The organism is Polaromonas sp. (assembly GCF_036676035.1).
In the GTDB taxonomy this organism is placed as follows: domain Bacteria; phylum Pseudomonadota; class Gammaproteobacteria; order Burkholderiales; family Burkholderiaceae_C; genus Polaromonas.
Map to the genome: position 1 here is coordinate 210,948 of NZ_JAKFDR010000011.1, position 25,305 is coordinate 236,252.

26 protein-coding genes and 1 tRNA gene are annotated in these 25,305 nt (G+C 63.1%); 15 read left to right on the forward strand and 12 right to left on the reverse strand.

All coding sequences use genetic code 11. The features are described from left to right. Positions 1-105: 105 nt before the first annotated feature. The 5 genes from V6M61_RS03605 to V6M61_RS03625 all read left to right on the forward strand — a co-directional run bounded on the left by V6M61_RS03605 (position 106) and on the right by V6M61_RS03625 (position 4,094). Positions 106-588, forward strand: coding sequence for an FKBP-type peptidyl-prolyl cis-trans isomerase (locus V6M61_RS03605; protein WP_332775187.1), 483 nt, complete (start codon positions 106-108; stop codon positions 586-588). Further along, a complete protein-coding gene (gene ispH / locus V6M61_RS03610) occupies positions 585-1,586 on the forward strand; it encodes a 4-hydroxy-3-methylbut-2-enyl diphosphate reductase (RefSeq protein ID WP_332775188.1) in 1,002 nt (333 codons plus the stop codon). Before V6M61_RS03605 ends, ispH begins: the two co-directional genes overlap by 4 nt. Positions 1,587-1,596: 10 nt before the next feature. Continuing rightward, positions 1,597-2,538, forward strand: coding sequence for a threonine/serine dehydratase (locus V6M61_RS03615; RefSeq protein ID WP_332775189.1), 942 nt, complete (start codon positions 1,597-1,599; stop codon positions 2,536-2,538). A gap of 39 nt (positions 2,539-2,577) precedes the next feature. Beyond that, entirely contained in the window at positions 2,578-3,903 is a 1,326-nt protein-coding gene (gene serS, locus V6M61_RS03620) for a serine--tRNA ligase (RefSeq protein WP_332775190.1), read from the forward strand. 100 nt (positions 3,904-4,003) lie between these two features. Beyond that, positions 4,004-4,094 (forward strand) — tRNA-Ser (locus tag V6M61_RS03625). Positions 4,095-4,147: 53 nt separating this feature from the next. Here the strand turns inward: V6M61_RS03625 and V6M61_RS03630 are convergent. From V6M61_RS03630 to V6M61_RS03640, 3 genes are read right to left on the reverse strand one after another with little or no spacing between them, the layout of a single operon-like run. Further along, the gene (locus V6M61_RS03630) at positions 4,148-4,321 is read right to left on the reverse strand and encodes a hypothetical protein (protein ID WP_332775191.1); all 174 of its coding nucleotides are present in this window, start codon (positions 4,319-4,321) and stop codon (positions 4,148-4,150) included. Between the two features lie 58 nt (positions 4,322-4,379). After that, the gene (locus V6M61_RS03635) at positions 4,380-4,715 is read right to left on the reverse strand and encodes a hypothetical protein (RefSeq protein WP_332775192.1); all 336 of its coding nucleotides are present in this window, start codon (positions 4,713-4,715) and stop codon (positions 4,380-4,382) included. 5 nt (positions 4,716-4,720) lie between these two features. After that, complete coding sequence (locus V6M61_RS03640) at positions 4,721-5,095, reverse strand: helix-turn-helix domain-containing protein (protein WP_332775193.1); 375 nt, start codon at positions 5,093-5,095, stop codon at positions 4,721-4,723. A 94-nt stretch (positions 5,096-5,189) separates the two neighbouring features. Here V6M61_RS03640 and V6M61_RS03645 point away from each other — a divergent pair, with 94 nt between their 5' ends. Together V6M61_RS03645 and V6M61_RS03650 are read left to right on the forward strand one after the other, a co-directional pair. Then, a complete protein-coding gene (locus V6M61_RS03645) occupies positions 5,190-6,092 on the forward strand; it encodes an XRE family transcriptional regulator (RefSeq protein WP_332775194.1) in 903 nt (300 codons plus the stop codon). Between the two features lie 89 nt (positions 6,093-6,181). Then, the gene (locus tag V6M61_RS03650; RefSeq protein WP_332775195.1) at positions 6,182-7,591 is read left to right on the forward strand and encodes a sensor histidine kinase; all 1,410 of its coding nucleotides are present in this window, start codon (positions 6,182-6,184) and stop codon (positions 7,589-7,591) included. Positions 7,592-7,639: 48 nt separating this feature from the next. Here V6M61_RS03650 and V6M61_RS03655 read toward each other — a convergent pair whose 3' ends face one another. From V6M61_RS03655 to V6M61_RS03690, 8 genes are all read right to left on the reverse strand, one after another. Beyond that, complete coding sequence (locus tag V6M61_RS03655) at positions 7,640-8,227, reverse strand: response regulator transcription factor (RefSeq protein WP_332775196.1); 588 nt, start codon at positions 8,225-8,227, stop codon at positions 7,640-7,642. Positions 8,228-8,571: 344 nt separating this feature from the next. Further along, a complete protein-coding gene (locus V6M61_RS03660) occupies positions 8,572-9,894 on the reverse strand; it encodes a tryptophan--tRNA ligase (protein WP_332775197.1) in 1,323 nt (440 codons plus the stop codon). Between the two features lie 22 nt (positions 9,895-9,916). Further along, positions 9,917-10,585 (reverse strand): site-2 protease family protein, encoded by a 669-nt coding sequence (locus V6M61_RS03665; protein ID WP_332775198.1) that lies wholly within the window; start codon positions 10,583-10,585, stop codon positions 9,917-9,919. Between the two features lie 50 nt (positions 10,586-10,635). Further along, the gene (locus V6M61_RS03670; RefSeq protein ID WP_332775199.1) at positions 10,636-11,271 is read right to left on the reverse strand and encodes an L-threonylcarbamoyladenylate synthase; all 636 of its coding nucleotides are present in this window, start codon (positions 11,269-11,271) and stop codon (positions 10,636-10,638) included. Between the two features lie 19 nt (positions 11,272-11,290). Further along, positions 11,291-12,196, reverse strand: a complete 906-nt coding sequence (locus V6M61_RS03675; RefSeq protein ID WP_332775200.1) for a DMT family transporter — start codon at positions 12,194-12,196, stop codon at positions 11,291-11,293. Further along, complete coding sequence (locus V6M61_RS03680) at positions 12,196-13,056, reverse strand: 3',5'-nucleoside bisphosphate phosphatase (protein WP_332775201.1); 861 nt, start codon at positions 13,054-13,056, stop codon at positions 12,196-12,198. The genes V6M61_RS03675 and V6M61_RS03680 overlap by 1 nt, the downstream gene beginning before the upstream one ends. 251 nt (positions 13,057-13,307) lie before the next feature. Further along, positions 13,308-15,074 (reverse strand): single-stranded-DNA-specific exonuclease RecJ, encoded by a 1,767-nt coding sequence (recJ, locus tag V6M61_RS03685; protein WP_332775202.1) that lies wholly within the window; start codon positions 15,072-15,074, stop codon positions 13,308-13,310. A gap of 37 nt (positions 15,075-15,111) precedes the next feature. Further along, a complete protein-coding gene (locus V6M61_RS03690) occupies positions 15,112-16,230 on the reverse strand; it encodes a hypothetical protein (RefSeq protein ID WP_332775203.1) in 1,119 nt (372 codons plus the stop codon). Positions 16,231-16,263: 33 nt separating this feature from the next. Here V6M61_RS03690 and V6M61_RS03695 point away from each other — a divergent pair, with 33 nt between their 5' ends. Genes V6M61_RS03695 through V6M61_RS03705 form a run of 3 tightly spaced genes read left to right on the forward strand, consistent with a single transcriptional unit; the run spans position 16,264 to position 19,198 of the window. Beyond that, the gene (locus tag V6M61_RS03695) at positions 16,264-17,520 is read left to right on the forward strand and encodes a lipoprotein-releasing ABC transporter permease subunit (protein ID WP_332775204.1); all 1,257 of its coding nucleotides are present in this window, start codon (positions 16,264-16,266) and stop codon (positions 17,518-17,520) included. Then, positions 17,513-18,310, forward strand: coding sequence for a lipoprotein-releasing ABC transporter ATP-binding protein LolD (gene lolD / locus V6M61_RS03700; protein WP_332775205.1), 798 nt, complete (start codon positions 17,513-17,515; stop codon positions 18,308-18,310). Before V6M61_RS03695 ends, lolD begins: the two co-directional genes overlap by 8 nt. 33 nt (positions 18,311-18,343) lie before the next feature. Then, positions 18,344-19,198: a DMT family transporter gene (locus V6M61_RS03705; protein WP_332775206.1), complete on the forward strand. Its 855-nt coding sequence runs from the start codon at positions 18,344-18,346 to the stop codon at positions 19,196-19,198. 54 nt (positions 19,199-19,252) lie between these two features. Here the strand turns inward: V6M61_RS03705 and V6M61_RS03710 are convergent, their stop codons facing one another. Further along, positions 19,253-19,999: a TetR/AcrR family transcriptional regulator gene (locus V6M61_RS03710; protein WP_332775207.1), complete on the reverse strand. Its 747-nt coding sequence runs from the start codon at positions 19,997-19,999 to the stop codon at positions 19,253-19,255. A gap of 235 nt (positions 20,000-20,234) precedes the next feature. On the opposite strand from V6M61_RS03710, the gene V6M61_RS03715 reads away from it, so the two are divergent. From V6M61_RS03715 to V6M61_RS03735, 5 genes are all read left to right on the forward strand, one after another. After that, the gene (locus tag V6M61_RS03715; RefSeq protein WP_332775208.1) at positions 20,235-21,104 is read left to right on the forward strand and encodes an ABC transporter ATP-binding protein; all 870 of its coding nucleotides are present in this window, start codon (positions 20,235-20,237) and stop codon (positions 21,102-21,104) included. Continuing rightward, positions 21,104-21,982, forward strand: coding sequence for a branched-chain amino acid ABC transporter permease (locus tag V6M61_RS03720; RefSeq protein ID WP_332775209.1), 879 nt, complete (start codon positions 21,104-21,106; stop codon positions 21,980-21,982). The genes V6M61_RS03715 and V6M61_RS03720 overlap by 1 nt, the downstream gene beginning before the upstream one ends. Beyond that, positions 21,982-23,019 carry a branched-chain amino acid ABC transporter permease gene (locus tag V6M61_RS03725; protein ID WP_332775210.1) on the forward strand — a complete coding sequence of 346 codons (1,038 nt, stop codon included), beginning with the start codon at positions 21,982-21,984 and terminating at the stop codon, positions 23,017-23,019. The genes V6M61_RS03720 and V6M61_RS03725 overlap by 1 nt, the downstream gene beginning before the upstream one ends. Before the next feature lie 49 nt (positions 23,020-23,068). Beyond that, the gene (locus tag V6M61_RS03730) at positions 23,069-24,244 is read left to right on the forward strand and encodes an ABC transporter substrate-binding protein (protein ID WP_332775211.1); all 1,176 of its coding nucleotides are present in this window, start codon (positions 23,069-23,071) and stop codon (positions 24,242-24,244) included. 186 nt (positions 24,245-24,430) lie between these two features. After that, positions 24,431-25,249: an ABC transporter ATP-binding protein gene (locus V6M61_RS03735; RefSeq protein WP_332775229.1), complete on the forward strand. Its 819-nt coding sequence runs from the start codon at positions 24,431-24,433 to the stop codon at positions 25,247-25,249. The last annotated feature ends 56 nt before the right edge of the window (positions 25,250-25,305 follow it).

The window sequence follows — 25,305 nt, forward strand, 5'->3', positions numbered from 1 at the left end:
GGGTAAGCCCAGCTTTCTACAATAGAGGCAGTTTACAAACACTTGCCAGCCGCAAGGCTGGCGATACAAACACCCGTCAGCCGCCCGGCTGGCCCAGAGAGTCTTATGCCCACCGTGCAAGCCCCGCCCCCAACACTCGTCCAGCCAGGCTCTTTCCTGACCCTGCATTACCGCATGGCCGGGCCTGACGGCGCCGACATCATCAACACCTTTGGCGGCAAACCGGCCACGCTGAGCCTGGGCACGGGCGAGTTGTCGCCGGCCATCGAGCAGCGCCTGCTGGGCTTGGCCGAAGGCACGCGCACCCGCTTTGAGCTGGCCGCCGGCGAGGCTTTTGGCGAGCGCAATCCCGAGCTGGTGCAGTGGGTGGCGCGCAAGCTGCTCAATGAGCTGGGCGACCCGGACGAGCAGTACAAGGTGGGCGATGTGGTGCAGTTCCCCACGCCCGACGGCATGGGTCGGTACGCCGGTGCGGTGCAGCAGGTCAAAGAAGGCGAAGGGTCCGATGGGGCCGTGCAGTTTGACTTCAACCACCCCCTGGCCGGCCAACCGGTGGTGTTTGAAGTGCATGTGATCGGGATCTTATGAGCAGCGCAAGCAAACTGCCTCAAGAAATCTTGCTGGCGGAGCCGCGCGGCTTTTGCGCCGGGGTAGACAGAGCCATCGAAATCGTCGAGCGGGCGCTGGCCAAGTTCGGCGCGCCGATTTACGTGCGCCACGAAATCGTGCACAACACCTATGTGGTCAACGACCTCAAGGCCAAGGGCGCCATCTTTATTGAAGAGCTGAGCGACGTGCCGCCGGGCGCCACGCTGGTGTTCAGCGCGCACGGCGTGAGCAAAGCCATCCAGGAAGAAGCCCGGGCGCGGGGCTTCCAGATTTTTGACGCCACCTGCCCGCTGGTGACCAAAGTGCATGTGGAGGTGGCCAAGCTGCACAAGGAAGGCTACGAGTTCATCATGATCGGCCACAAGGGCCACCCCGAGGTCGAGGGCACCATGGGCCAGCTCGACAGCGGCATCCATCTGGTGGAAGACGTGGCCGATGTGGCGCGTATAACGCCCTCGCAAACCGAGCGGCTCGCGGTGGTGACGCAAACCACGCTGAGCGTGGACGATGCGGCCGAGATCAGCGCTGCCGTGAAAGCGCGCTTTCCGCAGGTGCGCAGCCCGAAGCAGCAGGACATTTGCTACGCCACGCAAAACCGGCAGGACGCCGTCAAGGTGCTCAGCCCGCAGGTGGATATTTTGATCGTGGTGGGCAGTCCGACCAGTTCGAACAGCAACCGCCTGCGCGAGTTGGCGGCCAAGCTGGGCACCGAGGCCTATATGGTGGATGACGCCAGCGAGCTGCAGGAGCAGTGGTTCGAGGGCAAGGGCCGCGTGGGCCTGACGGCCGGCGCCTCGGCCCCGGAGGTTCTGGTCAAGCAGGTGATTGACCGCATCAAGTCACTGGGCGCGGTGTCGGTGCGCAAGATGGACGGGATTGAAGAAACCATCAAGTTCCCGCTGCCCAAAGGCCTCAAGGTCGACACGCAGGGCCATATGCTGGCCGTCAGCGACAGCCAGCTCCATCAACTGACCTGACCCGCCATTCATGAGTAATCGCTATCAAATTGAGAGCTGTTTGCGCTCATTCAACAAGGGCTACAGCCACTTTATTCATCAAACACCGCTCTGGAAGCTGCCCGGTCAAGCGCTGGGTGTGGCTTGTGCCGAGGTCTGGCTCAAGCTCGAGCATCTGCAGACCGGCGGCAGTTTCAAGGCGCGCGGCATGCTCAACCGTCTGTTGTCCAACCCGATTCCGGCCAGCGGCGTGATTGTGGCGTCGGGCGGCAATGCGGGCATTGCCACGGCCGCAGCGGCCAAGGCGCTGGGGGTGCGCTGCGAGGTGTTTGTGCCGCAAGTGTCCAGCCCCGCCAAGCGGGCCAAGCTCGCCGCGCTGGGCGCCCAGGTAGTGGTCACCGGCGCCGCCTACTTTGAGGCGCTGCAAGCCTGCCTGGTTCGCCAGCAGGAAACCGGCGCGCTGCTCACGCATGCCTACGACCAACCCGAAGTGCTAACGGGCGCCGGCACGATGGCGCTGGAGATCGAGCAGCAGGGCGGCGTGCCTGATGCGGTGCTGGTCAGCGTCGGCGGCGGCGGTTTGATTGGCGGGGTGGCCAGCTGGTTTGAACAGCGCTCCAGAGTGGTGGCGCTGGAGCCTGAGCTGGCTCCGACGCTGTTCAGGGCCAGAGAGGCCGGCCAGCCGGTGGACGTGACCGTCAGCGGCATCGCCGCCGATTCTTTGGGCGCCAAACGCATTGGCAGTTTGGCGTGGGACGCCACGCAGGCCCATGTGCGCGATGCGCTGCTGCTCACCGACGAGTCCATCCGCGCCGCGCAGTTGTGGCTTTGGAAGGAGTTGAAACTGGCCGTCGAGCCCGCGGCTGCCTTGCCGCTGGCGGCATTGCACAGCGGCCGCTACGTGCCGCGCGCCGACGAGAAGGTCTGCCTGATCATTTGCGGCGCCAACCTGGACCCGGCCAGCCTGAACTGAATCTGCCGCCGCCGATGCGGCCCAAAATACAATCACCCCATGTTAGACATCAACCTGCTCCGCAAAGACCTGCCCTCGGCCATCGCCCGTTTAGAGGCCCGCAAGAACCCGCAAACCTTCCTCAATGTGGAGGCGTTCCAGGCCCTGGAAGCCGAACGCAAGGCGCTGCAAATCCACACGGAAGAGCTGCAGAACCAGCGCAACACCCTGTCCAAGCAGATCGGCCAGCTCAAGTCCAGGGGCGAAGACGCCAGCGCCGTGATGGCCCAAGTAAGCAACTCCAAGGCCGAGCTGGAGTCGTCTGCGGTACGGCTCGAGCAGATCCAGACCGAACTGCAAAGCCTTTTGCTGGCCGTGCCCAATCTGCCGCACGAATCGGTGCCCGTGGGCGCCGACGAGCAGGGCAATGTGGAGGTGCGCAAGTGGAGCCCGATGGAAGGCCCGGGCGGCAAACCGCCGGTCTTTGCGTTTGAGGTCAAGGACCATGTCGACGTGGGCCAGCCGCTGGGGCTGGACTTTGAACTGGGCACCAAGCTGACCGGTTCGCGCTTTACCGTGATGAAAGGCCCGCTGGCGCGCCTGCACCGGGCTCTGACCCAGTTCATGCTCGACCTGCAAACCCAGGCGCACGGCTACACCGAGTGCTATGTGCCCTATATCGTCAATACCGACTCCTTGCGCGGCACCGGCCAGCTGCCCAAGTTTGAGGAAGACCTGTTTGCCGCCAAAAAGGGCGGGCAGGAAGGGGAGGCTGAAAATGCCGCGCTGTACCTGATCCCCACCTCGGAGGTGCCGCTGACCAACTTCGTGCGCGACGAGATCGTGCCCGAGGCCCAGCTGCCGCTCAAGTTCACCGCGCACACACCGTGCTTTCGCTCCGAAGCCGGCAGCTATGGCCGCGACACCCGCGGCATGATCCGCCAGCACCAGTTCGACAAGGTCGAGATGGTGCAGATCGTCCACCCTGACAAGAGCTACGAGGCGCTGGAAGAGATGGCGGGCCACGCCGAAGCGGTGCTGCAAAAGCTGGGCCTGCCTTACCGTGTGGTGCTGCTGTGCACCGGGGACATGGGCTTTGGCGCGACCAAGACCTATGACCTCGAAGTCTGGCTGCCGGCCCAGAACACTTACCGCGAAATCAGCTCGGTCTCCAACTGCGAGGCCTTCCAGGCGCGGCGCCTGCAGGCCAGGTACAAAAACGCCCAGGGCAAAAACGAGCTGCTGCATACCCTGAACGGTTCCGGGCTGGCGGTGGGCCGAACCCTCGTGGCGGTGCTTGAAAATTATCAGCAGGCGGATGGTTCGGTGAAGATACCCGAGGTGCTGCTGCCTTATATGGGCGGCATCACGGTGCTCAAGCCCTGACCGGGCGGCCGACGGGAACGGGTCTTTGGCCTGCTGGTAGAATCATGGGCTTGCCGCGCACCGGCTTTAGTGGCTTTGGTGGGTGTGCAAGAAAAACTCTGGAGAGATGGCAGAGTGGTCGAATGCGCCGGACTCGAAATCCGGTATACGGTAACCCCGTATCTAGGGTTCAAATCCCTATCTCTCCGCCAAATACAACGGCCTGATGCTATTAAAACGATAGCTCAGGCCGTTTTCCTTGCCGTTAAATAAACTCGATGCGCATCAGGCCGATGGGGTGAACCTGCTCTTCGGATACGTTGGCCTTCAACATCGCGGCTTTTTCAATGTCTTCGCTTTCCAGCTCAACAAAAACGCTTTCGCCATCATGGGTGCGTAGATCAATGCAGAGCTTGATCCTGGTTGTGGAAAGCAGCATGTCGTTTTCCTTGCGTGTTTAACTTCAATTGCAGCCAGCCGAAGCTGATGGGGCTGCCTCATTTTTGCCCGTTCGTGAGGCGCTTACCTGCCTCTGCGGATTGACGGACGGGTTCAAGATCGGGCAGCACCTTGCAGTCCGAAGTGATGCCGTAGGCCAGCTGGGTCGCATGGTCGCGGCTCTCCACGAAGCCGGCAGCCTCCAGCGCATCCATGGCGTACTGGGCTTCGTGCAGTACGCAGGTCGGTCGCCAGTGAGGCGCGAGCATGTCCAGCGTCCACCAGCCGCCGTCCTGGCGCAGCAATAGCCAGAGTGCGCGCAGGTCTTGCGCTGAAAGCCCATTCAGAGCGCTGCCGTGCATCCCCAATCCCCGCTCCTGCTGTTTCGTGGTCATTGGCGCTATTGGTTGGGGTGGGTAAGCCCGTCGCTTTGCGGGCCGAAGCTGCCGGCAGCCACCTCATGCGTGAGCTTTTGGGGCTGTTGCTTGCGTTTGTGCGGCATGGTCACCGCGATCTTGCGGGTCTGCTGAAAGGCAAGGGCACGGTCGGCGGGATTGAGGTAGCGTGAAGGCCAGAGATCTTCTGGTTTCCTGCCCAGCGCTTTGGCTACAAGCTGCTCGGCGGCCAGCCACGGGCTGGTGAGGACGCGCTGAATATGGCTGTAGCCGTTCTCAATGGCTATTTTTCGAAGACTGGTGCCGCGCTTGCGTAGGGCAGCAATGACATCGGCGGGATGCATATCTTCTTGTACTGATGTCGATTTTTTTGTCGCCATGCCCATTATTGTGAGCACAAATAAATTGAAGTCAATAAGTTTTTTACTTGTAATTTGTGCTTGATGACAAATCCGTGGTTATTTTTAATGAGTTTTGAAGCTGGATTTGCATTTTTTTGTTGGTGCACACAGAATAGTGTTCATGGACACAAAAGAAATAGCGCCGGTGCCACCGGAAAGCGCCAAGCCTTATTCGTTCGAGCCGGCGTCACCGCTCAGCGTTGAAGAGCCCATTGCCTGGTATCTCCACCACGCCGCTGCAGCTGCTGACAAAGCGGGTCTGAAAACGGTGCGCACGCAAGCCCGGGTCGCCTTCATGCGCCAGTTCGGCCAGCGCTGCAAGGTGGCGCGGGGCGCGCGCGAGATCAATGATGTGGCCGCGACGGTCGGCGTTCATCGAAATACCATCTGGAACATTGAGCGCGGCGATAGCCTGCCGGATGCATTCGAGCTTGAAGTGCTCGCCAAGGAATACAACACCACGCCAACCCATTTGCTGGGGGGTGAGCGGCATGAAAAGGCCCCGCCCATCGGGATGGTGCCCAGGAGCGTGCAAGCGGTGCAGGTGGATGCGTTTGTTTATGTTCCCTTGTTCGATGCCAGATCCTCGGCCGCTAGCGGCGCGTTCAATGACATCGACGCTGTGATTGCAATGCGTCCCTTTGATGCCCATTTCATCCGGTACGAGCTGGGCATCTCCCACAATGACATTGCCATGTCAGTCATGGTGGGGGTTTCCATGGAGCCGTGGCTGCATTCAAAAGACACCCTCCTGACGGATTTGAAGGACCGCGACGCGCTGACCGAGGGCATTCACGTTGTCAGGCTCGACGGCGCCTTGCTGGTCAAGAAGCTGCAGAGGCTGCCCGGGAAAATACTGCGCGTGAGCAGTTATAACCAAGCCTATGAGCCGTTTGACATTCACAGCCATGAAGATACTGGCCGGGATTTTGCCGTGCTTGGCCGGGTGCGCTGGGCCGGTGTGGCTTTTAACTGATCTGCGCAGGCGTTGAAAGCGACTTTGGATCTGGCACTGGCCAGCTGCGAGATTTAGGGCTGACATCAGGCGCGACTAAACTTGCCGCCATGCATGCCCAGCCACTGTCTTTACCCGGCGACAACAACAAACCACCTTCCGTGACCGATCTGCAGGCGCGCGATGAATGGGTGAATGCGCAGCTGATCCGCACCTTCATGCGCTATGCCGGGCCGGCCCAGCGCTCGGCCAGCATCTCGATCATGGCGACGGTGGCCATTTTGTATGGTCACGTGAGCATGGTGGGCTTGGGGTTCTGGACCTTGGCTTCGGTGTTTGCCACGCTGGTGCGTTACCGCGTCATTGATAGCTACCGGCGTGAATTTTCCGACGTCAGCGGTGCGCCGCTGGAGGCCTTTTTTTCACGTCATTCCTGGGCCTGGACCTTGAGTGCCATCGTCTGGGGCTCTTCCATGTTCCTGTTCTTCCTCAAGGCGCCGGTCTACGTCCAGTTCGTCTGCATGGTCATGCTGGCCAGCATGGCGGCGTTTGCCGTGGGCATTTTTTCGTCCTGCCTGTCCTGCTTTATCGCTTATCTGAATGGCCTGGCTTGCACCGTGCTGCTGGCCATGATTTACCCGCTGGTGATGGCGCGTGGTGTGCCTTCGGGCTTCAACATCTATGCCATGGTGCTGCTGGTGCTGGTTTACTGGAGCGTGGTGCGGGTGGCCGGGCGCCGCTTTCATGAGGTGCAGCGGGCCACGCTGGAACAGCAGTTTGCCAACGCCGAGCTGATTGCCTCATTGACCGAAAAAAGCCGGGCCGCCCTGGAGGCCGTGGAAACCAAAAACCGCTTTCTTGCCAGTGCCGCCCACGATTTGCGCCAGCCGGTGCATGCCCTGGGCCTGTACGCGGACTGGCTGCAGTCTGAACCGCAGCTTGTCGATCAGATTGCTCCCAAAATCGTGCAATCGACCAAAGCCGTCAACGAGCTGTTCAATTCGCTGTTTGATCTGGCCCGGCTCGATTCAGAGGCCCTGCAGATCAACTGGCAGCCGGTGGACCTGGCGAGGCTGGTAGATGAGCTGGAGCTGCAATATGCGCCCCTCGCGCTGCAAAAGGGGTTGACCTTGCGCACGCATGTGCTGCCCGCTGCCCTGGCCTGGTCCGATCCGGTGCTGCTCAAGCGGCTGGTGGGCAATCTGCTGTCCAATGCCGTGCGCAATACCCTGCGGGGCGGCGTACTGCTGGCGGTTCGCCCAAGTGGGGCGGGCTGGCGCATCGAGGTGTGGGACAGCGGCGTGGGCATTGCGCCGGAGCACCAGCAGGCGGTTTTTCAGGAGTTTTACCGGGTCACCCTGCACGAAGGGACCGAAGATGGTTTTGGCCTGGGGCTGGCGATTGTCGCGCGACTGAGCGTGGCACTGGCCCATCCGGTCAGCCTGTCTTCCCGCCTGGGCCGGGGCACGGTGTTCAGGCTGGAACTGCCTGCCGTTAAAGACCAGGCTGCTGCAGCCTGACGGCGTGCAATGCGTCCGCACGCACACCGCAGAGACACGCAGAGCCCTTTAGAGCAGGCCTTGCGTGCGGGCCAGATGGCTGGCTTGTGAGCGGCTTTTGACGTTGAGCCGGCGAAACAGACGCCACAGGTGAACCTTGACCGTGTGCTCGCTGATCTCCAGGGCTTCCGCGATATCGCGGTTGCTCATGCCCTTGTCCAGCATGACCAGCAACTGCTTCTGGCGTTTGGAGAGTTTTTCAGGCGCTGCGCCGGCTTCAGATTCGCCTTCTTCGCCCAAAAGAAATACGCGCAGCACATTGGAAATTTCGGTCGCGCCGGCTGACTTCTGGATGTAGGCGTCAGCACCTGCCTCGATCGACAAGTCTTCATAGTCCTGGGCCGGGGCCGCCGAGAGCACGACGATGGGGACATCGGGAAACTGCTGTTTGAGTTCGCGAACGCCGGACACGCCATTGGTGTCGGGCAGTTTCAGGTCCAGACAGATGAGCTCAGGCGTGCCATGGGCTTCAACCGCCGGTGCGACGGCCGCGATCCTGTCCAGCTCGATCACGCTGGTCTTGCTGCTCAGGCGGCGAATCAGCATCACCACCGCTTCGCGCATTAAAGGGTGGTCGTCAATTACAAAAATACTCATGAGTCAGGCTTGTCAAGGTAATTTTTTACAACTATTGAGCATAACCCTCAAAAGTCAACTTTTGGGCCAAAGTAAGGCTAAAGGTGCAGTATTTTTCATGTGCCAGCAAATCAGGGAAAACCATGGACCCAGCATGGATCAACTCGCGCCTGCCCGGCGCGCGACCGTGATGCTTAGGGCTCGTTCAGAAATAACTTGCACATTTGTCTCGTCAGATTCGGGCGCACTGCGTTGTGGCGAATCGCTTGTGTGGCTGGGCCACACGGCGCGCTTCACGCCTAGCATTGCATCCCGAATCCGACGGCCAAATGCACAACTTATTCCAGAACGAACCCTTAGCCGGTTCAGGCTTTGGCGTCGGCCAGCTGCTGCAAGGCCGCAGCCACTTCATCGGACGTGACGCCTGCGGGGGTGTGCAGCCTGTTTTCAGGCTGGGCCAGCGCGGCCGCCCCCTGCGTTTGCAGGCCGGCAATCGTCTGTGCAGCTTCTTTGGGGTTGTCAAAGCCATCGCTTTGCAGCAAAAGGCGGCCATGGGCGTCGAGCAGCTTGAAATAGAACTTGCCGTCGCTTTCCCGGTATTGCTTGAACACCGGTGCGGCGGCTTTGCTGATCTTTTCTTTTTTGGCTGAACCGGTTTGCGCGCCGAGCTTGCGCAGGCCCACGGCCTGGCGCAGTTCGCGCATGAACGGTGTGGCCGTCTGGCGCGCTTTGTCGGCGCCGGCCTGCAGGATCTGCTCTATCCTGGCCGGTTCATTGATCAGCGCCAGGTAGTGCTCGCGCATGGGGGCCACTTCCTGGTCGATGCGTTCAAACAGGACCTGCTTGGCGTCACCCCAGCTGATGCCATCGGCGTAAGCCTGGCGCAGCGCGGCAGTCTCGCTGGCGCTGGCAAAAGCCTGGTAAATCTGGAACAGCGCCGAACCTGCGACGTCCTTGGGCTCGCCGGGCGCGCGCGAATCGGTCACGATGCCGGCGATCAGCTTGCGCAACTGTTCGCGCGGCGCAAACAGCGGGATGGTGTTGTCGTAGCTCTTGCTCATCTTGCGGCCATCCAGGCCGGGCAGGGTGGCGACGGACTCCTCGATCACCGCCTCGGGCGGCACCAGGTGCTCGCCATACAGGTGGTTAAAGCTGTGCGCCATGTCGCGCGCCATCTCGATGTGCTGGATCTGGTCACGCCCCACGGGCACCTTGTGCGCCTTGAACATCAAAATGTCGGCGCCCATGAGCACCGGGTACATGAACAGGCCGGCGGTCACGTCCGAATCGGGGTCGTTGCCGGCGGCCGTGTTCTTGTCAACCGAGGCCTTGTAGGCATGGGCGCGGTTGAGCACGCCCTTGCCGGTGACGCAGGTCAGCAGCCAGGTGAGCTCGGGGATTTCAGGGATGTCGGACTGGCGGTAAAAGGTCACGCGCTCCGGGTCCAGCCCGGCGGCCAGCCAGCTGGCCGCGATCTCAAGCGTGGAGCGCTGGATGCGCGAGGGCTCATCGCATTTGATCAGGGCGTGGTAGTCGGCCAGAAAATAAAAACTCTGCACACCGGCCAGACGGCTGGCGGCCACCGAGGGCCGGATGGAGCCGACGAAATTGCCCAGGTGCGGCGTGCCGGTGGTGGTGATGCCGGTCAGGAAGCGCTGGACAGGGATGGCGGGGCTGGAAGAACTCATGGCGGCGGTGCAGGTTGACGGATTAGCTGAAAAGAGCGAGTAGGGGAGTGACCAGGATATTGATCACGCCATAGCCCAGTGACATCAAGGGCTGCAGCCACAGGGTGCCGACCACGCCGGCGATCACCAGCCCCATGACAATAAAAAAGCCCCAGGGCTCGATGCGGGAGACCAGTTGTGCGTGCTTCCAGGGCAGCAGGCCCACCAGGATGCGGCCGCCGTCAAGCGGCGGCAAGGGAAACAGGTTGAAGGCCCACATCACCAGGTTGACCAGAATGCCGGCCTGCGCCATGGCCATGAAAAAGCGTTCCTGCACGCCCAGGCCGGCCAGCAGGACCAGCACCAGGGCCCAGGCGATGGCTTGGACGAAGTTGGACGCCGGCCCGGCCAAAGCCACCCACACCATGTCACGCTTGGGATGGCGCAGCTTGCCAAAGTTCACGGGGACCGGCTTGGCGTACCCGAACAGGAAGGCGCCTGAGGTTGCGAAATACAGCAACAGCGGCATCAGGATGGTGCCCACCGGGTCGATGTGCTTGAGCGGGTTGAGCGTGATGCGGCCCATCATGGCGGCCGTGTTGTCGCCAAAATGGCGCGCCGCATAGCCGTGGGCCGCTTCGTGTACGGTGATGGCAAACAGCACCGGCAGGGCATAAATCGCAACAGTCTGAATCAAGTGGGCAATATCCATGGCCTGATTGTCTCAGACGCTGGCGGACAGGCTTGCAGACGCTGTCGGGGCTACAAACCCAGGGCCGAGAGCTCGCCACGGCCCCGGCGGACGACCACCGGATCACCCCCGACACCCATCTCGGTCAGATCAATCACCGTGGTCGGCTGCAGCGGGCAGGCGCCGGCGTCAATGACGGCCGCCAGCTCATGCTCCATGCGCTCGCGGATGTCCTGGGCGTCGTTGAGCGGATCGGTTTCTCCGCGCGGTATCAGCGTGGTGGCCAGCAGTGGGGCGCCATGCAGCTCCAGCAGCGCCTGCAGCGTTTTGTGCTCGGGCACGCGCAGGCCTATAGTTTTGCGCGAAGGGTGGCTCAGGCGGCGCGGCACTTCCTTGCTGGCTTCCAGAATGAAGGTGTAAGGCCCGGGCGTGGCGGCCTTGAGCAGGCGGAACTGCTTGTTGTCGACCCGCGCATAGTTGGCCAGCTCGCTCAGGTCACGGCACAGCAGCGTGAGGTGGTGCTTGTCATCCACGCCGCGGATGCGCCGCAGGCTGTCGGCGGCGGCTTTGTCGTCCAGCTGGCAGACCAGGGCGTAGCTGGAGTCGGTGGGAACCGCAGCAATGCCGCCGCGTGCCAGCAGGCTTACGGCCTGTTTGAGCAGGCGGGCGTGCGGGTTGTCGGGGTGAACTTCAAAATACTGGGCCATGCAAGGTGTCCTTTGAGTCTCAGGATTCGAGTGGCTCAACAGCGACGCGGCTCTCGCGCACGGCAAGCCAGGCGCCTGCCGCCCCGCAGACCGCAATCATGGCAATGCCCAGCATCGACCACTGATCGGGAACATGGGAAAACGCCAGCCACCCGCCGACCATGGCAAAGCCGATCTGGGCATAGAGGAAGGGCGTGAGCGCGGATACCGGCGCCCGGGCATAGGCCAAAATCATCATGAAATGCCCCACCGTGCCCATGAGGCCCATGAGGGCCAAGCCGGCCCAAAGTGTCCAGGAGTCCAGCCAGGCCCAGGCAAAAGGCAGGGCCAGCGAAGCAATCAGCGTTCCCACCCAGCCGGTATAAAAATGCATGGTGACCGGATCTTCGGTCTTGGCCAGCCGGCTGGTCAAAATCTGGAACCAGGCATGCGATGCCACCAGACCCAGCGGCAGCAGCATGGTCCAGTCAAATGCGTCGCCGCCGGGGCGGATGATGATCAGGGTGCCTGCAAAGCCGCCAACCACCAGTGCCCAGCGCAGCAGGGAGACTCGCTCGCCCAGCGTGAGCGACGCCAGCAGGGTAATCACCAGCGGTGTGATCATGACAATGGCCGTGAACTCGCCCACCGGCATGTACTTGAGGCTGAAAAATGCGAAAACGCTGGCGCTGAGCAGCAGCATGCCGCGCAGGCACTGGAATTTGGGATGGGCCGTGCGCAGCAGTCCCCAGCCGCGCACGGGCAGCACGGCCACCGTGGTGGCTACCGCCTGAAACGCGTAGCGAAACCACAGCGCCATCAGCACGGGCACGCTTAAGGAGATGAATTTGGTGGTGGTGTCCAGCACGGCAAAGCAGGCCACGGCGGCCACCAGAAGCGCGATGCCTGTCAGAGCGTGGGGGGAGGTTTTTGCGGGGCCGGCCATCACTGGATGCGGTCCGCCAGCAGTTCCCACACCGGCGTGAGCTCACCCGGTAAATACGGCAGGGTGCCCAGGTCGGTGTGGCTTTCGTCGGGGCTGTGAAAGTCGCTGCCGCGCGAGGCGGCCAAGCCGAATTCCTTGGCCGTTTCAGCGTATTTCACGTATTCCTGGGGGGTGTGGCTGCCGGTGACGACTTCCACCGCCTGCCCGCCGTGCGCCTTGAATTCGGTGAACAGTGCGTACTCTTCATTGGGCGTGAACTTGTAGCGGCCCGGGTGGGCGATCACGGCCACGCCTTTGGCTTGGGTGATCCAGGTCACCGCGTCGCGCAGGCTGGCCCAGCGGTGCGGCACGTAGCCGGGCTTGCCTTCGGTCAGGTATTTGCGAAACACTTCGGAGGTGTCCCGGCAAACGCCCGACTCCACCAGAAAGCGGGCAAAGTGGGTGCGCGAAATCAGCGCAGGATTGCCGACAAACTTCAAGGCGCCTTCGTAAGCGCCCTTGATGCCGACCTTGGCCAGGCCCTCGGCCATTTCATGGGCGCGCTGGCCGCGTCCACTGCGGGTGTTCTGCAGGCCTTGCTGCATGCCGGCGTCGTCGGCATCAAACCCCAGGCCGACGATGTGCACGGTAACGCCTGCGAAGGTGACGGAAATCTCGGTGCCCGTGAGGTAGTGCATGCCTTGGGCCTTGGCCGCGGCGGCGGCGCGATGTTGGCCGCCAATTTCATCGTGGTCCGTCAGGGCCCAGAGCTCCACGCCGTTGGTCTTGGCGCGCTCGGCCAGTGCTTCTGGTGTCAAGGTGCCGTCAGAGACGACCGAGTGGCAGTGGAGATCGGCGTTAAGAATGGATTTAAGACTCACAGCCCCATTTTAGGCGCTGTGCAGTGTTTGCGCTGTTGCAGGCGCGAAGCCCGCAAACCCTCACGCCGGCGCGGCGGGGCGATCTTCACGTCATTCCTTGCCGTCTCTGCCGGTCGCCAGATCCGTGATGTCTTCTTATAAGCATATAAGGGTTCCATCCCTCGTTGAATATGCGCAGACAGCTATTGAATTGATAGCTAATTTGCCGTTCAATCCATCCCCAAGACGGGTGCAGCACGCTTAGACCAGCGTCAAATCTCCGCGCCTTCGATCAGAAACCGCACCCGTTTGACACCCTGCCACTCATCGGCATCCAGCCGAAAGGCCAGCTTCACGCGTGCCGGCAAAGACTCGGTATGGCCGAACCAGATGCCGTCGACCAGCTGCCCCTGGTGCTTGAGCTTGAGGGCCAGGTGTTTCTCGCCGACCAGCCGCTGCGACACCACTTCGACCTCTTCGCTGAAAGTCGGTGCCGCAAAGCCCTGGCCCCACACCTCTTTGTGCAGGGTGTCGACCACGTCGGCGCGCCGGTACTCGGCCGCCAGCGGGCCGTCGGTCTCCAGCCGGCGCGTCAGGGTGGCCGCGTCCAGCCACTCGTGGGCGACCTGCTGCAGCGCCTGCTCGAACACATCAAAGTGCTCTTCGGCAATGGTGCAGCCGGCCGCCATGGCATGGCCGCCAAAGCGCAGCAGCACGCCCGGGTGGCGCTTGGCGACCAGATCCAGCGCGTCGCGCAGGTGAAAACCGGCAATCGAGCGGCCCGAGCCCTTGAGTTCGTGCTCCTTGCCGGGCGCCTGGCTGGCGGCAAAGACAAAGGTCGGGCGGTGCAGCTTGTCCTTGATGCGCGAAGCGACGATGCCGACCACGCCTTCGTGAAAATCGGGGTCGAAGATGGCGATCGCCGGGGGCGGCGCTTCATCTTCGTCAATCATCGCGTCGGCCGCCAGCTGGGCTTGCTCGCGCATGTCGGCCTCGATGTCGCGCCGCTCGCGGTTGATGCCGTCCAGCGTTTTCGCCAGTTCGTCGGCGCGGCCCGGGTCGTCGGTCAGCAGGCATTCAATGCCCAGCGTCATGTCGCTCAGGCGCCCGGCGGCGTTGATGCGCGGGCCGAGGGCAAAGCCAAAGTCGAAGGTGGTGGCCACGGTGGCGTTGCGGCCGGCAGCGGTAAACAGGCTGGCCACCCCTGCAGGCAGAGCGCCCGCGCGTATGCGCTTGAGGCCTTGCGCGACCAGCCGGCGGTTGTTGGCATCGAGCTTGACGACGTCGGCGACGGTGCCCAATGCCACCAGTGGCAGCAGTGAGTCGAGCCGTGGCTCCGTTCGCCCTGAGCTTGTCGAAGCCAGCCCTTCGACAGGCTCAGGGCGAACTGTGAAGATGCCTCTGGTACGCAATTCGGCTCTCAATGCCAGCAGCACATAAAACATCACGCCCACGCCGGCGATGGCCTTGCTTTCAAATGCGCAGCCGGGCTGGTTCGGGTTGACGATCACATCGGCGGCGGGCAGTGTGATCTGCCCGTCTTTCAGGGCGGGCAGGTGGTGGTCGGTGACCAGCACCTGCAAGCCCAGCGCCTTGGCGCGTGCCACGCCTTCCACGCTTGCGATGCCGTTGTCGACGGTGACCAGCACATCGGCCCCGGTGGCCTTGACGCGCTCGGCGATCGGCGCGGTCAGGCCGTAGCCGTCGATCACGCGGTCGGGCACGAGGTAGCTGATGTTCTGCGCCCCCAGCAGCCGCAGGCCGCGCAAGGCCACGGCGCAGGCGGTGGCGCCGTCGCAGTCGTAGTCGGCCACGATGCACAGCTTCTGGTTCGAAGCGATGGCATCGGCCAGCAGCACGGCGGCTTCACGCGCGCCCCGCAGCGAGGCGGGGGGCAGCAGCCGGGCCAGACCATCGTCGAGCTCGTCGGCCGAATGGACGCCGCGCGCGGCATAGAGCTGCGCCAGCAAGGGGTGAACGCCGGCTTGCTGCAGCGCCCAGACGCTGCGCGGGGGCACGTCACGTACTTGTATTTTCATGGGGTGGTTTTTTGAAGACTGTTGTTTACTATGATTTTCATAGCTGCTTGAGCACATTCCATAAGGGCTCTGGCTTGAAAAGGCTTGAGATTTTGCTGAACAAGCCGGAATGGGCGGTTTCAAAGGTCTGCGCGCCGCGCTCGCCGCACAGGGTCAGCCGGACCGCTTCGCCGCTGCGCTGGCGTTGCAGCAAGTCGGCCACCTCGCCGGCATCGAGCGCTGCCCAGGCCTGGGCGTAGGCGGCCCAGTCGTCGTTGAAAGCGGCCTGAGCCAGGCCGCGCGGCACCTGGACGTCGGGGAGTGCTTCCCGGTGAAAAGACGCCGGCAGCGCGCCGGTGCCGCTGATCCAGAATGAGTTGACGGTGAGCAGTCCTTTGGCAGCGCGTGCATCGTTGATCGGATGCGTGTACAGCAGCATCTGCATTTCGTTTTGCAGAAGGCGCATGGATCTGGCCCCCACGCTTGCCACTGCGTGTGCCTCCGGCGTTACGCTGCCCCTTTCACTTGAAGAAGGGGCTGTGCTTGCTTGGGGCGGCCCTTCGCTGCGCACGGTGGCCTCAGCGGAAAATTTCTCGGCCTTCACGTTCCCTGCTCCGGGCAGCCAGGCATCCACATTGCGGCCCAGCACGCGGTCCAGCGAGGCGCTGGGCAGGGTGCGGAACACCTCTCCTTGCGCCAGCCAGCGCGTGGGCTCCACATAGTGCAGCGTGATGTTGCCGCTTTCAAAATAAGGCTGCATGGCCGCCAGCAGCGTGCGTGACTCGGCCTCCTGCAAGCCCAGCGCCGCCGGGTCGGTCAGGGTGGCGTGTTCGCGGCCCATGGCCCAGCAGCAGGGCGTGATGTGGGCCCAGGCCTTGCCGGCTGGCTCGCCGCCGGCCTGAAGATGCTGCCAGGCCGCCCAGGGAATCAGCCCGTCGGCGATCGGCAGACCGAAGGCCTGGGCCAGCACTCGCTCATGCGGTGTTGACAGCGAATGGACGTCGCCGTGGTCGGTGTGTGCCGGTTTCATGCCCTGCAGCAGCTTGCCCAGGTGGCGCAGATGGTCGGGCGGCAGGTCTTGCATGGCCTGCGGCCAGGCCTCGGAGGCGCAGGCGGCAAACGGGATCAGCAGATGGTGCGCGGGCGGCGACGGGCGGGGAGAGGGGGCAGCAGACATGGCGCTATTGTCCGGGATGCCACAATCACGCGTATGCAAATTCCCTACGAGCTGATTCTGGGCTGGCGCTACACCCGCGCCGGCCGGGCCACGCGGCGCAATGGCTTTATTTCCTTTATCTCGGGCGTGTCCATGCTGGGCATCGCGCTGGGGGTGGCGGCGCTGATCATTGTGCTGAGCGTGATGAACGGCTTCCAGAAGGAAGTCCGTGACCGCATGCTGGGCGTGATTTCGCACATCGAGGTGTTTGCGCCCGGTGGCGCGGCCCTGCCGGATGTGCAAAAGACCCTGGCCGAGATCAAGCGCAACCCGCAGGTGACCGGCGCGGCCAGCTTTATTGCGGCGCAGGCGCTGCTGGCGCGTGGCGAAGACATGAAGGGCACGCTGGTGCGCGGCATCGACCCGGCGCTGGAGGGCCAGGTGACGGATCTCGCGGTGCAGCTCAAGGACACGGCGTTTCCGCGCCTGGTCAGCGGCGAATTTGGCGTGGTGCTGGGCGGCGAACTGGCGCGCGCCATGGGCGTGCGCGAAGGCGACACGGTGACGCTGATTGCGCCCAGCGGCCAGGTTACTCCGGCCGGCGTGGTGCCGCGCCTGAAGCAGATGACGGTGGTGGGCACCTTTGACTCCGGCCACTTTGAATACGACTCGGCGCTGGTGCTGATGCACCAGGACGATGCCGCCAGGATTTTCCGCCTCGAAGGGCCGACCGGCATCCGCATCAAGCTCAAGGACCTGCACCAGGCGCGTGAAGTCGCGTTCGAATTGTCCAGAAGCCTGAGCGGTGACTTGCTGATCCGCGACTGGACGCGGCAAAACAGAACCTGGTTTGCCGCCGTGCAACTGGAAAAACGCATGATGTTCATCATCCTCACGCTGATCGTCGCGGTGGCGGCCTTCAACCTGGTCAGCACGCTGGTGATGACGGTGACCGACAAGCGCGCCGACATCGCCATCTTGCGCACCCTGGGCGCCAGCCCGAAAAGCATCATGGGTGTTTTTGTGGTGCAGGGCGCCATGATCGGCGTGATCGGCACGCTGTCGGGCCTGCTGCTGGGTCTGGGCATTGCCTTCAACATTGATGTCATCGTGCCGGCGCTGGAGCAACTGCTCAACGCCAGCTTTCTGCCCAAAGACATCTACCTCATCAGCCGCATGCCGAGCGAGCCGCAATACGCCGACATCATGCCGATTGCCCTCATCTCGCTGGCGCTGGCGTTTCTGGCCACCATCTACCCCAGCTGGCGCGCCAGCCGCGTGAACCCGGCGGAGGCGCTGCGTTATGAATAACATGGCCCCCACGCTCCCCTCTTCGAGTGGTTCGCTGCCCCTTTCACATGGGGAAGGGGCCGCTGCGCCTGCGGCCCGGCAAAGCCGGTTCCGCGGCCCCGGCTTGAATGGGGAAATCGTCCTCAGTGCCCAGGGCCTGACCAAGCGCTTCCACGAAGGCCTGATCGACCTGACCGTGCTGCACGGCGTGGACCTGCAGGTGCATGCCGGCGAGACGCTGGCCATCGTCGGCGCCTCGGGCTCCGGCAAGAGCACGCTGCTGCATCTGCTGGGCGGCCTGGATGCCCCCACCGCCGGCAATGTGCAGCTCAAGGGGCAAGACTTCTCGCGGCTCGACGCCGAGCAGCAGGGCCAGCTGCGCAACCAGCACCTGGGGTTTGTCTACCAGTTCCATCACCTGCTGCCCGAGTTCAGCGCGCTGGATAACGTCGCCATGCCCTTATGGATTCGGCGTCAAACCCCTGCGGAAGCTGCGCAGGTGGCTACCAAAATGCTAGCAAATGTGGGCCTGATGGATCGCATCCACCACCGCCCGTCCGAACTCTCGGGGGGCGAGCGCCAGCGTGTCGCCATCGCGCGTGCGCTGGTCACGCAACCGGCCTGCGTACTGGCCGATGAACCCACCGGCAACCTGGACCGGAGCACCGCCGATGGCGTGTTTGAGCTGATGCTGCAGCTGGCGCGGGACCAGGGCACGGCCTTCATCATGGTGACGCATGACGAGGGGCTGGCAGCGCGTTGCGGGCGGCAGCTCAGGCTGGTGTCGGGTCGCTTGTCGGCCCCGGTGTAAGCTGGGGGGCTCGAATTTCCCGGAAATTTCTTGATGTCACGCACGCAGGCACTTCTCCTGACATTGCTGGCGATGATTGCTTTCGCGGGAAACTCCTTGCTCTGCCGGTTGGCATTGCAGCGCACTGGAATAGATCCAGCGAGCTTCACGTCAATTCGAATCATCTCCGGTGCCCTCGCGCTTTGGCTGATCGTGCGGCTGCGTGGCGGGACAGGGGGCGCCAAGAGTGCATCGGGCAATTGGCCGTCTGCGCTTGCACTGTTTGCCTATGCGGCAGCCTTTTCTTTTTCCTATGTCAGTTTGCCGGCGGGCACCGGTGCCCTCTTGCTGTTCGGCGCCGTGCAAGCCACGATGATCGGCTACGGACTATGGACCGGAGAGCGTCTGGGAAGGCGGCAGACCCTTGGCCTCATCGCAGCGTGCTGCGGACTCGTAGGCCTGTTGCTGCCGGGGCTCTCGGCACCGCCCCTGCATGGCGCTGTTTTGATGCTCGCCGCCGGTGTTGCCTGGGGCATCTATTCCTTGCGAGGCAAAGGAAGCGGGGATCCCACCCGCGTGACGGCTGGCAATTTTCTGCGGGCAGCGCTTTTCACGGCGGGCCTGAGTGCGGCGATGCTTCCCTGGGCGTCGCTGGATAGCTCGGGTGTTGGGTACGCGGTGTCGTCAGGGGCGCTGACTTCCGGGGTGGGATATGCCGTGTGGTACACGGCCTTGCGGGAACTAAGGGCAACCAGTGCTGCCACCGTTCAACTCAGTGTGCCAGTCATAGCGGCCCTGGGGGGCATTGTTTTTCTCGGTGAACCCATCACGCAACGCCTCTTGGTCGCCTCCGCTGCCATTCTCGGTGGCGTCGCGTTGGTCGTTGCCGGCAAACAGTCCGTCAAATGACGAAGGTCCTTGGCAACGCATGGCGCGCGCGTGGTGACAGGCTGATCCAGGCGATCAACGCGAGGTTGTTTTGCGTGAGGAGGCGCTTTTTGCCGCCACGGCCCGGCCGGCGGTCCGCCGGGTCGGCGCGATGCGAGTGACAGGGGCGTCTGGCTTGACAATGCTCCCCAGCAGGGTATTCATGATCTGATCCACGATGTCTTCGGCGGAGTATTCTCCGTCTGGCTGGTACCACCGCCCGATCCAGCTCAAAGCGCCGGCAATCGCGAAGGCGGTGATTTTCGGATCGCACGGCACCAGCGAACCCTCGGCAACCCCGGCCGTGATGAGGCGGCGAAATTCCAGGTCGATCGCCGATTTCAGCCGGCGCAGCTCCCTGCGGCTGTCCGGGGGCAGAGGATCTTCGCCAATGCGGATCAGGCACATGCCAAAGTCCATGGTGACAATCCGCCCGTAAATGCGCATGCACGCCATCAATTGCTCGATGGCGGCTCCGCCATTGCGGCGCGTCTCTTCAATGCCGGCCTGCATCATGTGCAGGCCGGCGCGTACGCACTCAAACAGGATCTCGTCCTTGTTCTTGACGTAGTAGTAGAGCGTGGGCTTGCTGACATTCAGCCTGGCGGCAACGTCATCCAGCGAGGTGGCATGAAAGCCGCGTTCGTTGAACATCTGCGCAGCCGTCTGCAGCACGGCATTGCGCTTGGCCTCGCGCTGCTGCTCACGCGCTGAAGCTGGGGCCCAAGGCGATGCCGGTGCCGCAGTGTGTGGGGGTGTGGATGCGTTTGGTTTTTTTGTCATGGCGGATGGATCCGGGAGCCTGCCGGACTTGGGAAGTGTCGCTTGCAAACGGGCTGAAAACGCAGTCTTCGCGGCCCAATTCTCGCTGTCGACGTCCCAAGTCCCAAGTCCGACAGGCTCCTAGGGAAAGACCTGATGTTGGGATTGTTGGTGAAATCTAGAATCTACTCACAAGTAAGTATTTTACGTAAAAGTAGAAATTTTCCGCTTCGCACAAACCCGCATAAGAAAGCCGATGGAGACAACACTTCAAAGTGGCCTTTTCACCGCCTCGCCCCTGCTGCAGGTGGAGGGCGTCACGCTGGCCTTCGGCGGCGTGCGCGCGCTCAGCGGTGTGGGCTTTGATGTGGCGCCAGGCTCCATTACCGCAGTCATCGGGCCCAATGGCGCGGGCAAGACCTCGCTGTTCAACACCATCTCGGGCTTCTATCGCCCCACCGGTGGCCGCGTGCGTTTCAAGGGTCAGGACATCACGCACCGGCCGGCGCCGCAGCGCGCGAAAATGGGCCTGGGCCGCAGCTTCCAGAACATTGCGCTGTTTCGCGGCATGACCGTGCTCGACAACATCAAGCTCGGCCGCCACGCGCACCTGAAGTCCAACGTGCTCGACGCCCTGTTCTACCTGGGTCGCGCGCGCCGCGAAGAGGCCGCGCTGCGCGCCGACATCGAAGAGCGCATCATCGATTTCCTCGAGATCGACCACATCCGTCACGCGCCGGTTTCCGCGCTGTCTTACGGCCTGCAAAAGCGTGTGGAAATGGCCCGCGCGCTGGCCATGCAGCCCGAAATCCTGATGCTGGACGAGCCCGTGGCCGGCATGAACCGCGAGGAAACCGAGGACATGGCACGCTTTATCCTCGATGTGCGCGAGGAGTGGGGCGTGACCGTGCTGATGGTGGAGCACGACATGGGCATGGTGATGGATTTGTCCGACCATGTGGTCGTTCTCAACTTCGGCCAGGTGATTGCCCAGGGCGCACCAGCCGCTGTGCAGGCCGACCCCGAGGTGATCCGCGCCTACCTCGGCTCCGGCGACGTGGGTGACCTGCGTCGCAAGCTGCAGGCCGGCACCACCGCCAACGTTGATGCCCAGGGAGCTGTCTGATGGATTGGGCCTACCTGTTTGAAATCAGCCTGACCGGCATTGCCGGCGGCGGCCTGTATGCGCTCGCGGCGCTGGCCTTCGTGATGGTGTACAAGGCCACGCGCGTGGTGAACATCGCCATCGGTGAATTGCTGATGGCCGGCGCCTACCTGTTCTTCACCTTCGCTGCCACGTTCGCGCTGCCCCTGTGGCTGGCCATTGCGGCCGCCGTGCTGGGCTCGGGCCTGCTGGGTGCCGTGATCGAGCGCACCATGATCCGTCCGCTGTTGGGGGAGCCGCCGATCTCGGTATTCATGGTCACGGTGGGCCTGGCCTCCGTTCTGGTGGGGCTGGTGGAAATGATCTGGACCGCGGACCAGCGCCGGTTGCCGGAATTCATGCCGAATACGCCGGTGATGATTGGCGAGGCATTCCTGGCGCCCAAGGTCTTTTACGGCGCCGTGATGGCCGTCCTGTTCATCGCGGCGGTGCTGCTGGTGTTCCGGTTCTGGCGCGGCGGCGTCGCCCTGCGCGCCACGGCATCGGACCAGGCGGCGGCGTACTCCATGGGCATCAACGTGCCGCGGGTATTCTCGCTGGCCTGGGTGGTCTCGGCCATGATCGCCGCCGTCTCCGGAATCATCGTGGGCTCGATCGGCGGTATTTCTTCGTCCATGGGCGTCTTCGGGCTGTCGGTGCTGGTGGTGGTCATCGTCGGCGGGCTCGACAGCGTGTTCGGTGCGCTGGTGGGTGGCCTGTTCATCGGTCTGGTCGAAGCGCTGGCGGGGGCCTACCTGGGTGGCGAATACAAGCTGTTGGCCACCTTCATCGTGCTGGTCGTCGTGCTGATGATCCGCCCGTACGGGCTGTTCGGCACCCATGAAATTGAAAGACTCTGATGCGCATCGGCACTCTCAAGGAAACCTACGTCGCCGACGCCGCGCTGTTTGACTCGCGCACCCAGCAGGCCTGGCTCGCCATGGCGGCGGCACTCCTGCTGCTGTTCCCCTTCGTGGCGAGCGACTACTGGCTGTACCTCGCCTGTCTGGTCAGCATCAACGTCGCCAGCGCCACCGGCCTGAACATCCTGACCGGCTACACCGGCCTGGTGAGCCTGGGGCAAGCCGCCTTCATGGGGCTGGGCGCTTACACCGTGGCCATCCTGCAAACGCGCGCAGGAACCCCGTTTTTGCTGAACATCTTCGCCGGGGGCGTGGTTGCCATGCTCGGTGGGCTGGTCGTGGGCATTCCCTCGCTTCGGGTCAAGGGCCTGTACCTCGCGATCGCAACGATTGCCGCCTCCTTCATCGCCCATTTCATTTTTGCCAACATGAAGTTCACAGGCGGCACGGGGGGCATCACGGTCCCACCCGCGAGTGTGCTCGGGCTCGTGCTGGACACGTCGTTCCGCCTGTACTGGGTGATCGTGCCGATGACGGTGCTGATGCTGCTGGGGGCGGCCAACCTGTTTCGCACCCGTGTGGGCCGGGCCTTCATTGCCATCCGCGACCGCGACATTTCCGCCGAGGTACTGGGCATCCCGCTGCTGCGCTACAAGCTGCTGTCGTTCGGCCTGTCCTCGTTCTACGCGGGCGTTGCCGGCGGCTTGTGGGCGTATTTCTTCCGCGTGGTGACTCCCGAGAGCTTCCCGCTGCTGATGTCCATCTTCTTCCTGGCGGCGATCATCGTTGGCGGCATGGGCTCCATCGTGGGCGGCATTCTCGGCGCTGTCTTCATGACCATGGTGCCCGAGTTGCTGAAGCTGGCCGTCGACCTGCTGCCCGGCGGCAGCGAACTGACCGTCTTTCTGTCGCCCGTGCGCACCATGGTGTTCGGGCTGCTGATCATCGGATTTCTGGTGTTCGAGCCGCATGGGCTCGCAGAAGTGTGGCGGCGCATTCGCCGTTTTTTCCATCTGTGGCCGTTTCGAAATTAGTGTGAACAGGCCCTAGGCCACGGGCAACTCAAGAAACTAGGAGACAAGCATGCAGAAACCAACCACTTCCTCACGCCGGCGCGCGCTGCTGCTGGCCGTCGGTGCGACGCTCGCCGCGCCGCTGGTCAAAGCCCAGGCCAATGAAGACATTGTCATTGGCGGCTCGATTCCGATGACCGGGGTGTTCGCCTTTGCTGGCGTGGGGATCAACGCCGGCATTTCCGACTACGTCAAGATCGCCAACGATGCCGGTGGCATCAAGGGACGCAAGTTGCGCTATGTGCCGGAAGACACGGGGTACAAGGTTGACGTGTCGGTGGCCGCCTTCAAGAAGATCACCAGCCAGAACAAGATCCATCTGTACTACGGCGACTCCACCGGTTTTTCCAAGACCATCAACCCCGAACTCGACCGCAGCGGCAGCATCATGATGGCGGGTGCGTCGTTTGCCACCGAGTTGAACGATCCGAGGAAGTACCCCAACCAGTTTTTGGTGGGACCCGACTACACCGAGATGTTCGGCATCCTGCTGCGCCACATCGCCAAGGAAAAGCCCGGCGCCAAGGTGGCTTTCGTCTATTCCGACTCCGAGTTCGGCCGCGACCCGATCGAGGCCAGCGAGGCCATGGCGAAGAAGCTCGGGCTGGCCGTGTCGGCGAAGATCATGACCCCGGCCGGCAGCGTGGATGTATCCACCGAGGTCATCAAACTGCGCCGGGCTGAGCCCGACTACACGATCTTTCACGGCTACGTCCTGGCACCGATTCCCGAGTTCATCACGCAGGGCAAGCAGATGGGCATGAAGAGCAAGTGGATGGGCACTTTCTGGACCATGGACAGCTCCACCGTCATGAAGATGGGCGAGGCAGGCGACGGCTTCATGGGCGTCATGCCCTACCGCTACTACTACGACACCTCGGCCAAGTCGCCGATGCTCGACAAGATCCGCCAGCTGCGCCCCGACTACCAGAGCACGGCCTACATCCAGGGCTTTCTGGCGGCCATGCTGTTCACCGAGGCCGCCAAGCGCACGCTGGACGCCGGCAAGGAGCTCAACGGCAAGAACCTCAAGGCCGCGCTCAACAGCATCAAGGACTTCGACACCGGCGGCCTGATCGGCGTGCCGATCACCATCAAGGGCAACTCGATCCCCATCGGCCGCGTCTACAAAGCCGACATGAAGGCGCAGAAGATGGTGCCCGCGTCCGACTGGATCACCCTGTGAAATGACACACCCCCGTTGCTTGCTCACAACGCGCAAGCCGCCTCCCCCTCAAGGGGGCGACGCCAGCGGCCTGGCAAAGCCAGTTCCGCGGCGTCTGCTGGTACTGCGCCGCGCCAGTTGCATGCCTATGTCGCAGGTCGCGCGCCAGCGTGGTGGAAAACTGAAATGCAGATGAACATTAACGCCATGGCCAGCCAAGCTGCGGACCACGTCCTCGAAGTCAACAACATCGAGGTCATCTACAACCAGGTGGTGCAGGCCCTGCGCGGCCTGTCGCTGGCCGTGCCTCGCGGTCAGATTGTGGCCCTGCTGGGCAGCAACGGGGCGGGCAAGTCGACCACGCTCAAGGCCATCTCGGGTCTGCTGGCGCTGGAAGACGGCGAGCTGGAGAGCGGCAGCATCCTGTTCAATGGCCAGCCCACCACACGGCAGGCGCCCCAGCAGCTGGTGCGCCAGGGCCTGAGCCATGTGATGGAGGGGCGCCGGGTGTTCGAGGACCTCACCGTGGAAGAAAACCTGGTCGCCGCCACCTACGCCCTCACGGGTCGCGGCGCTGTCAAGCCTGACTTTGACCTCGTCTACACCTACTTCCCGCGCCTGCACGAGCGACGCAAAGGCCTGGCCGGCTACCTGTCGGGTGGCGAGCAGCAGATGCTGGCCATAGGCCGTGCGCTGATTGCCCAGCCGCAGCTCATCCTGCTGGACGAGCCCTCGCTGGGCCTGTCGCCCAAGCTGGTGGAAGACATCTTCGCCATCATCGCGCGCATCAACGCCGAGCGCGGCGTGTCCATGCTGCTGGTGGAGCAGAACGCCACCGTGGCGCTGGCCGTGGCGCACAGCGGCTACATCATGGAAAACGGCAAGATCGTCATTGACGGCAGCGCCGAGCGGCTGGCCAGCGACCCCGACGTGCGCGAGTTCTACCTCGGCGTGGGCGGTGGCGGCGAAACCCGAAGTTTTCGCGAAATCAAACACTACAAGCGCCGCAAGCGCTGGTTGTCATGACCCACCCCCGTTGCTTGCTCACAACGCGCAAGCCGCCTCCCCCTCAAGGGGGCGAC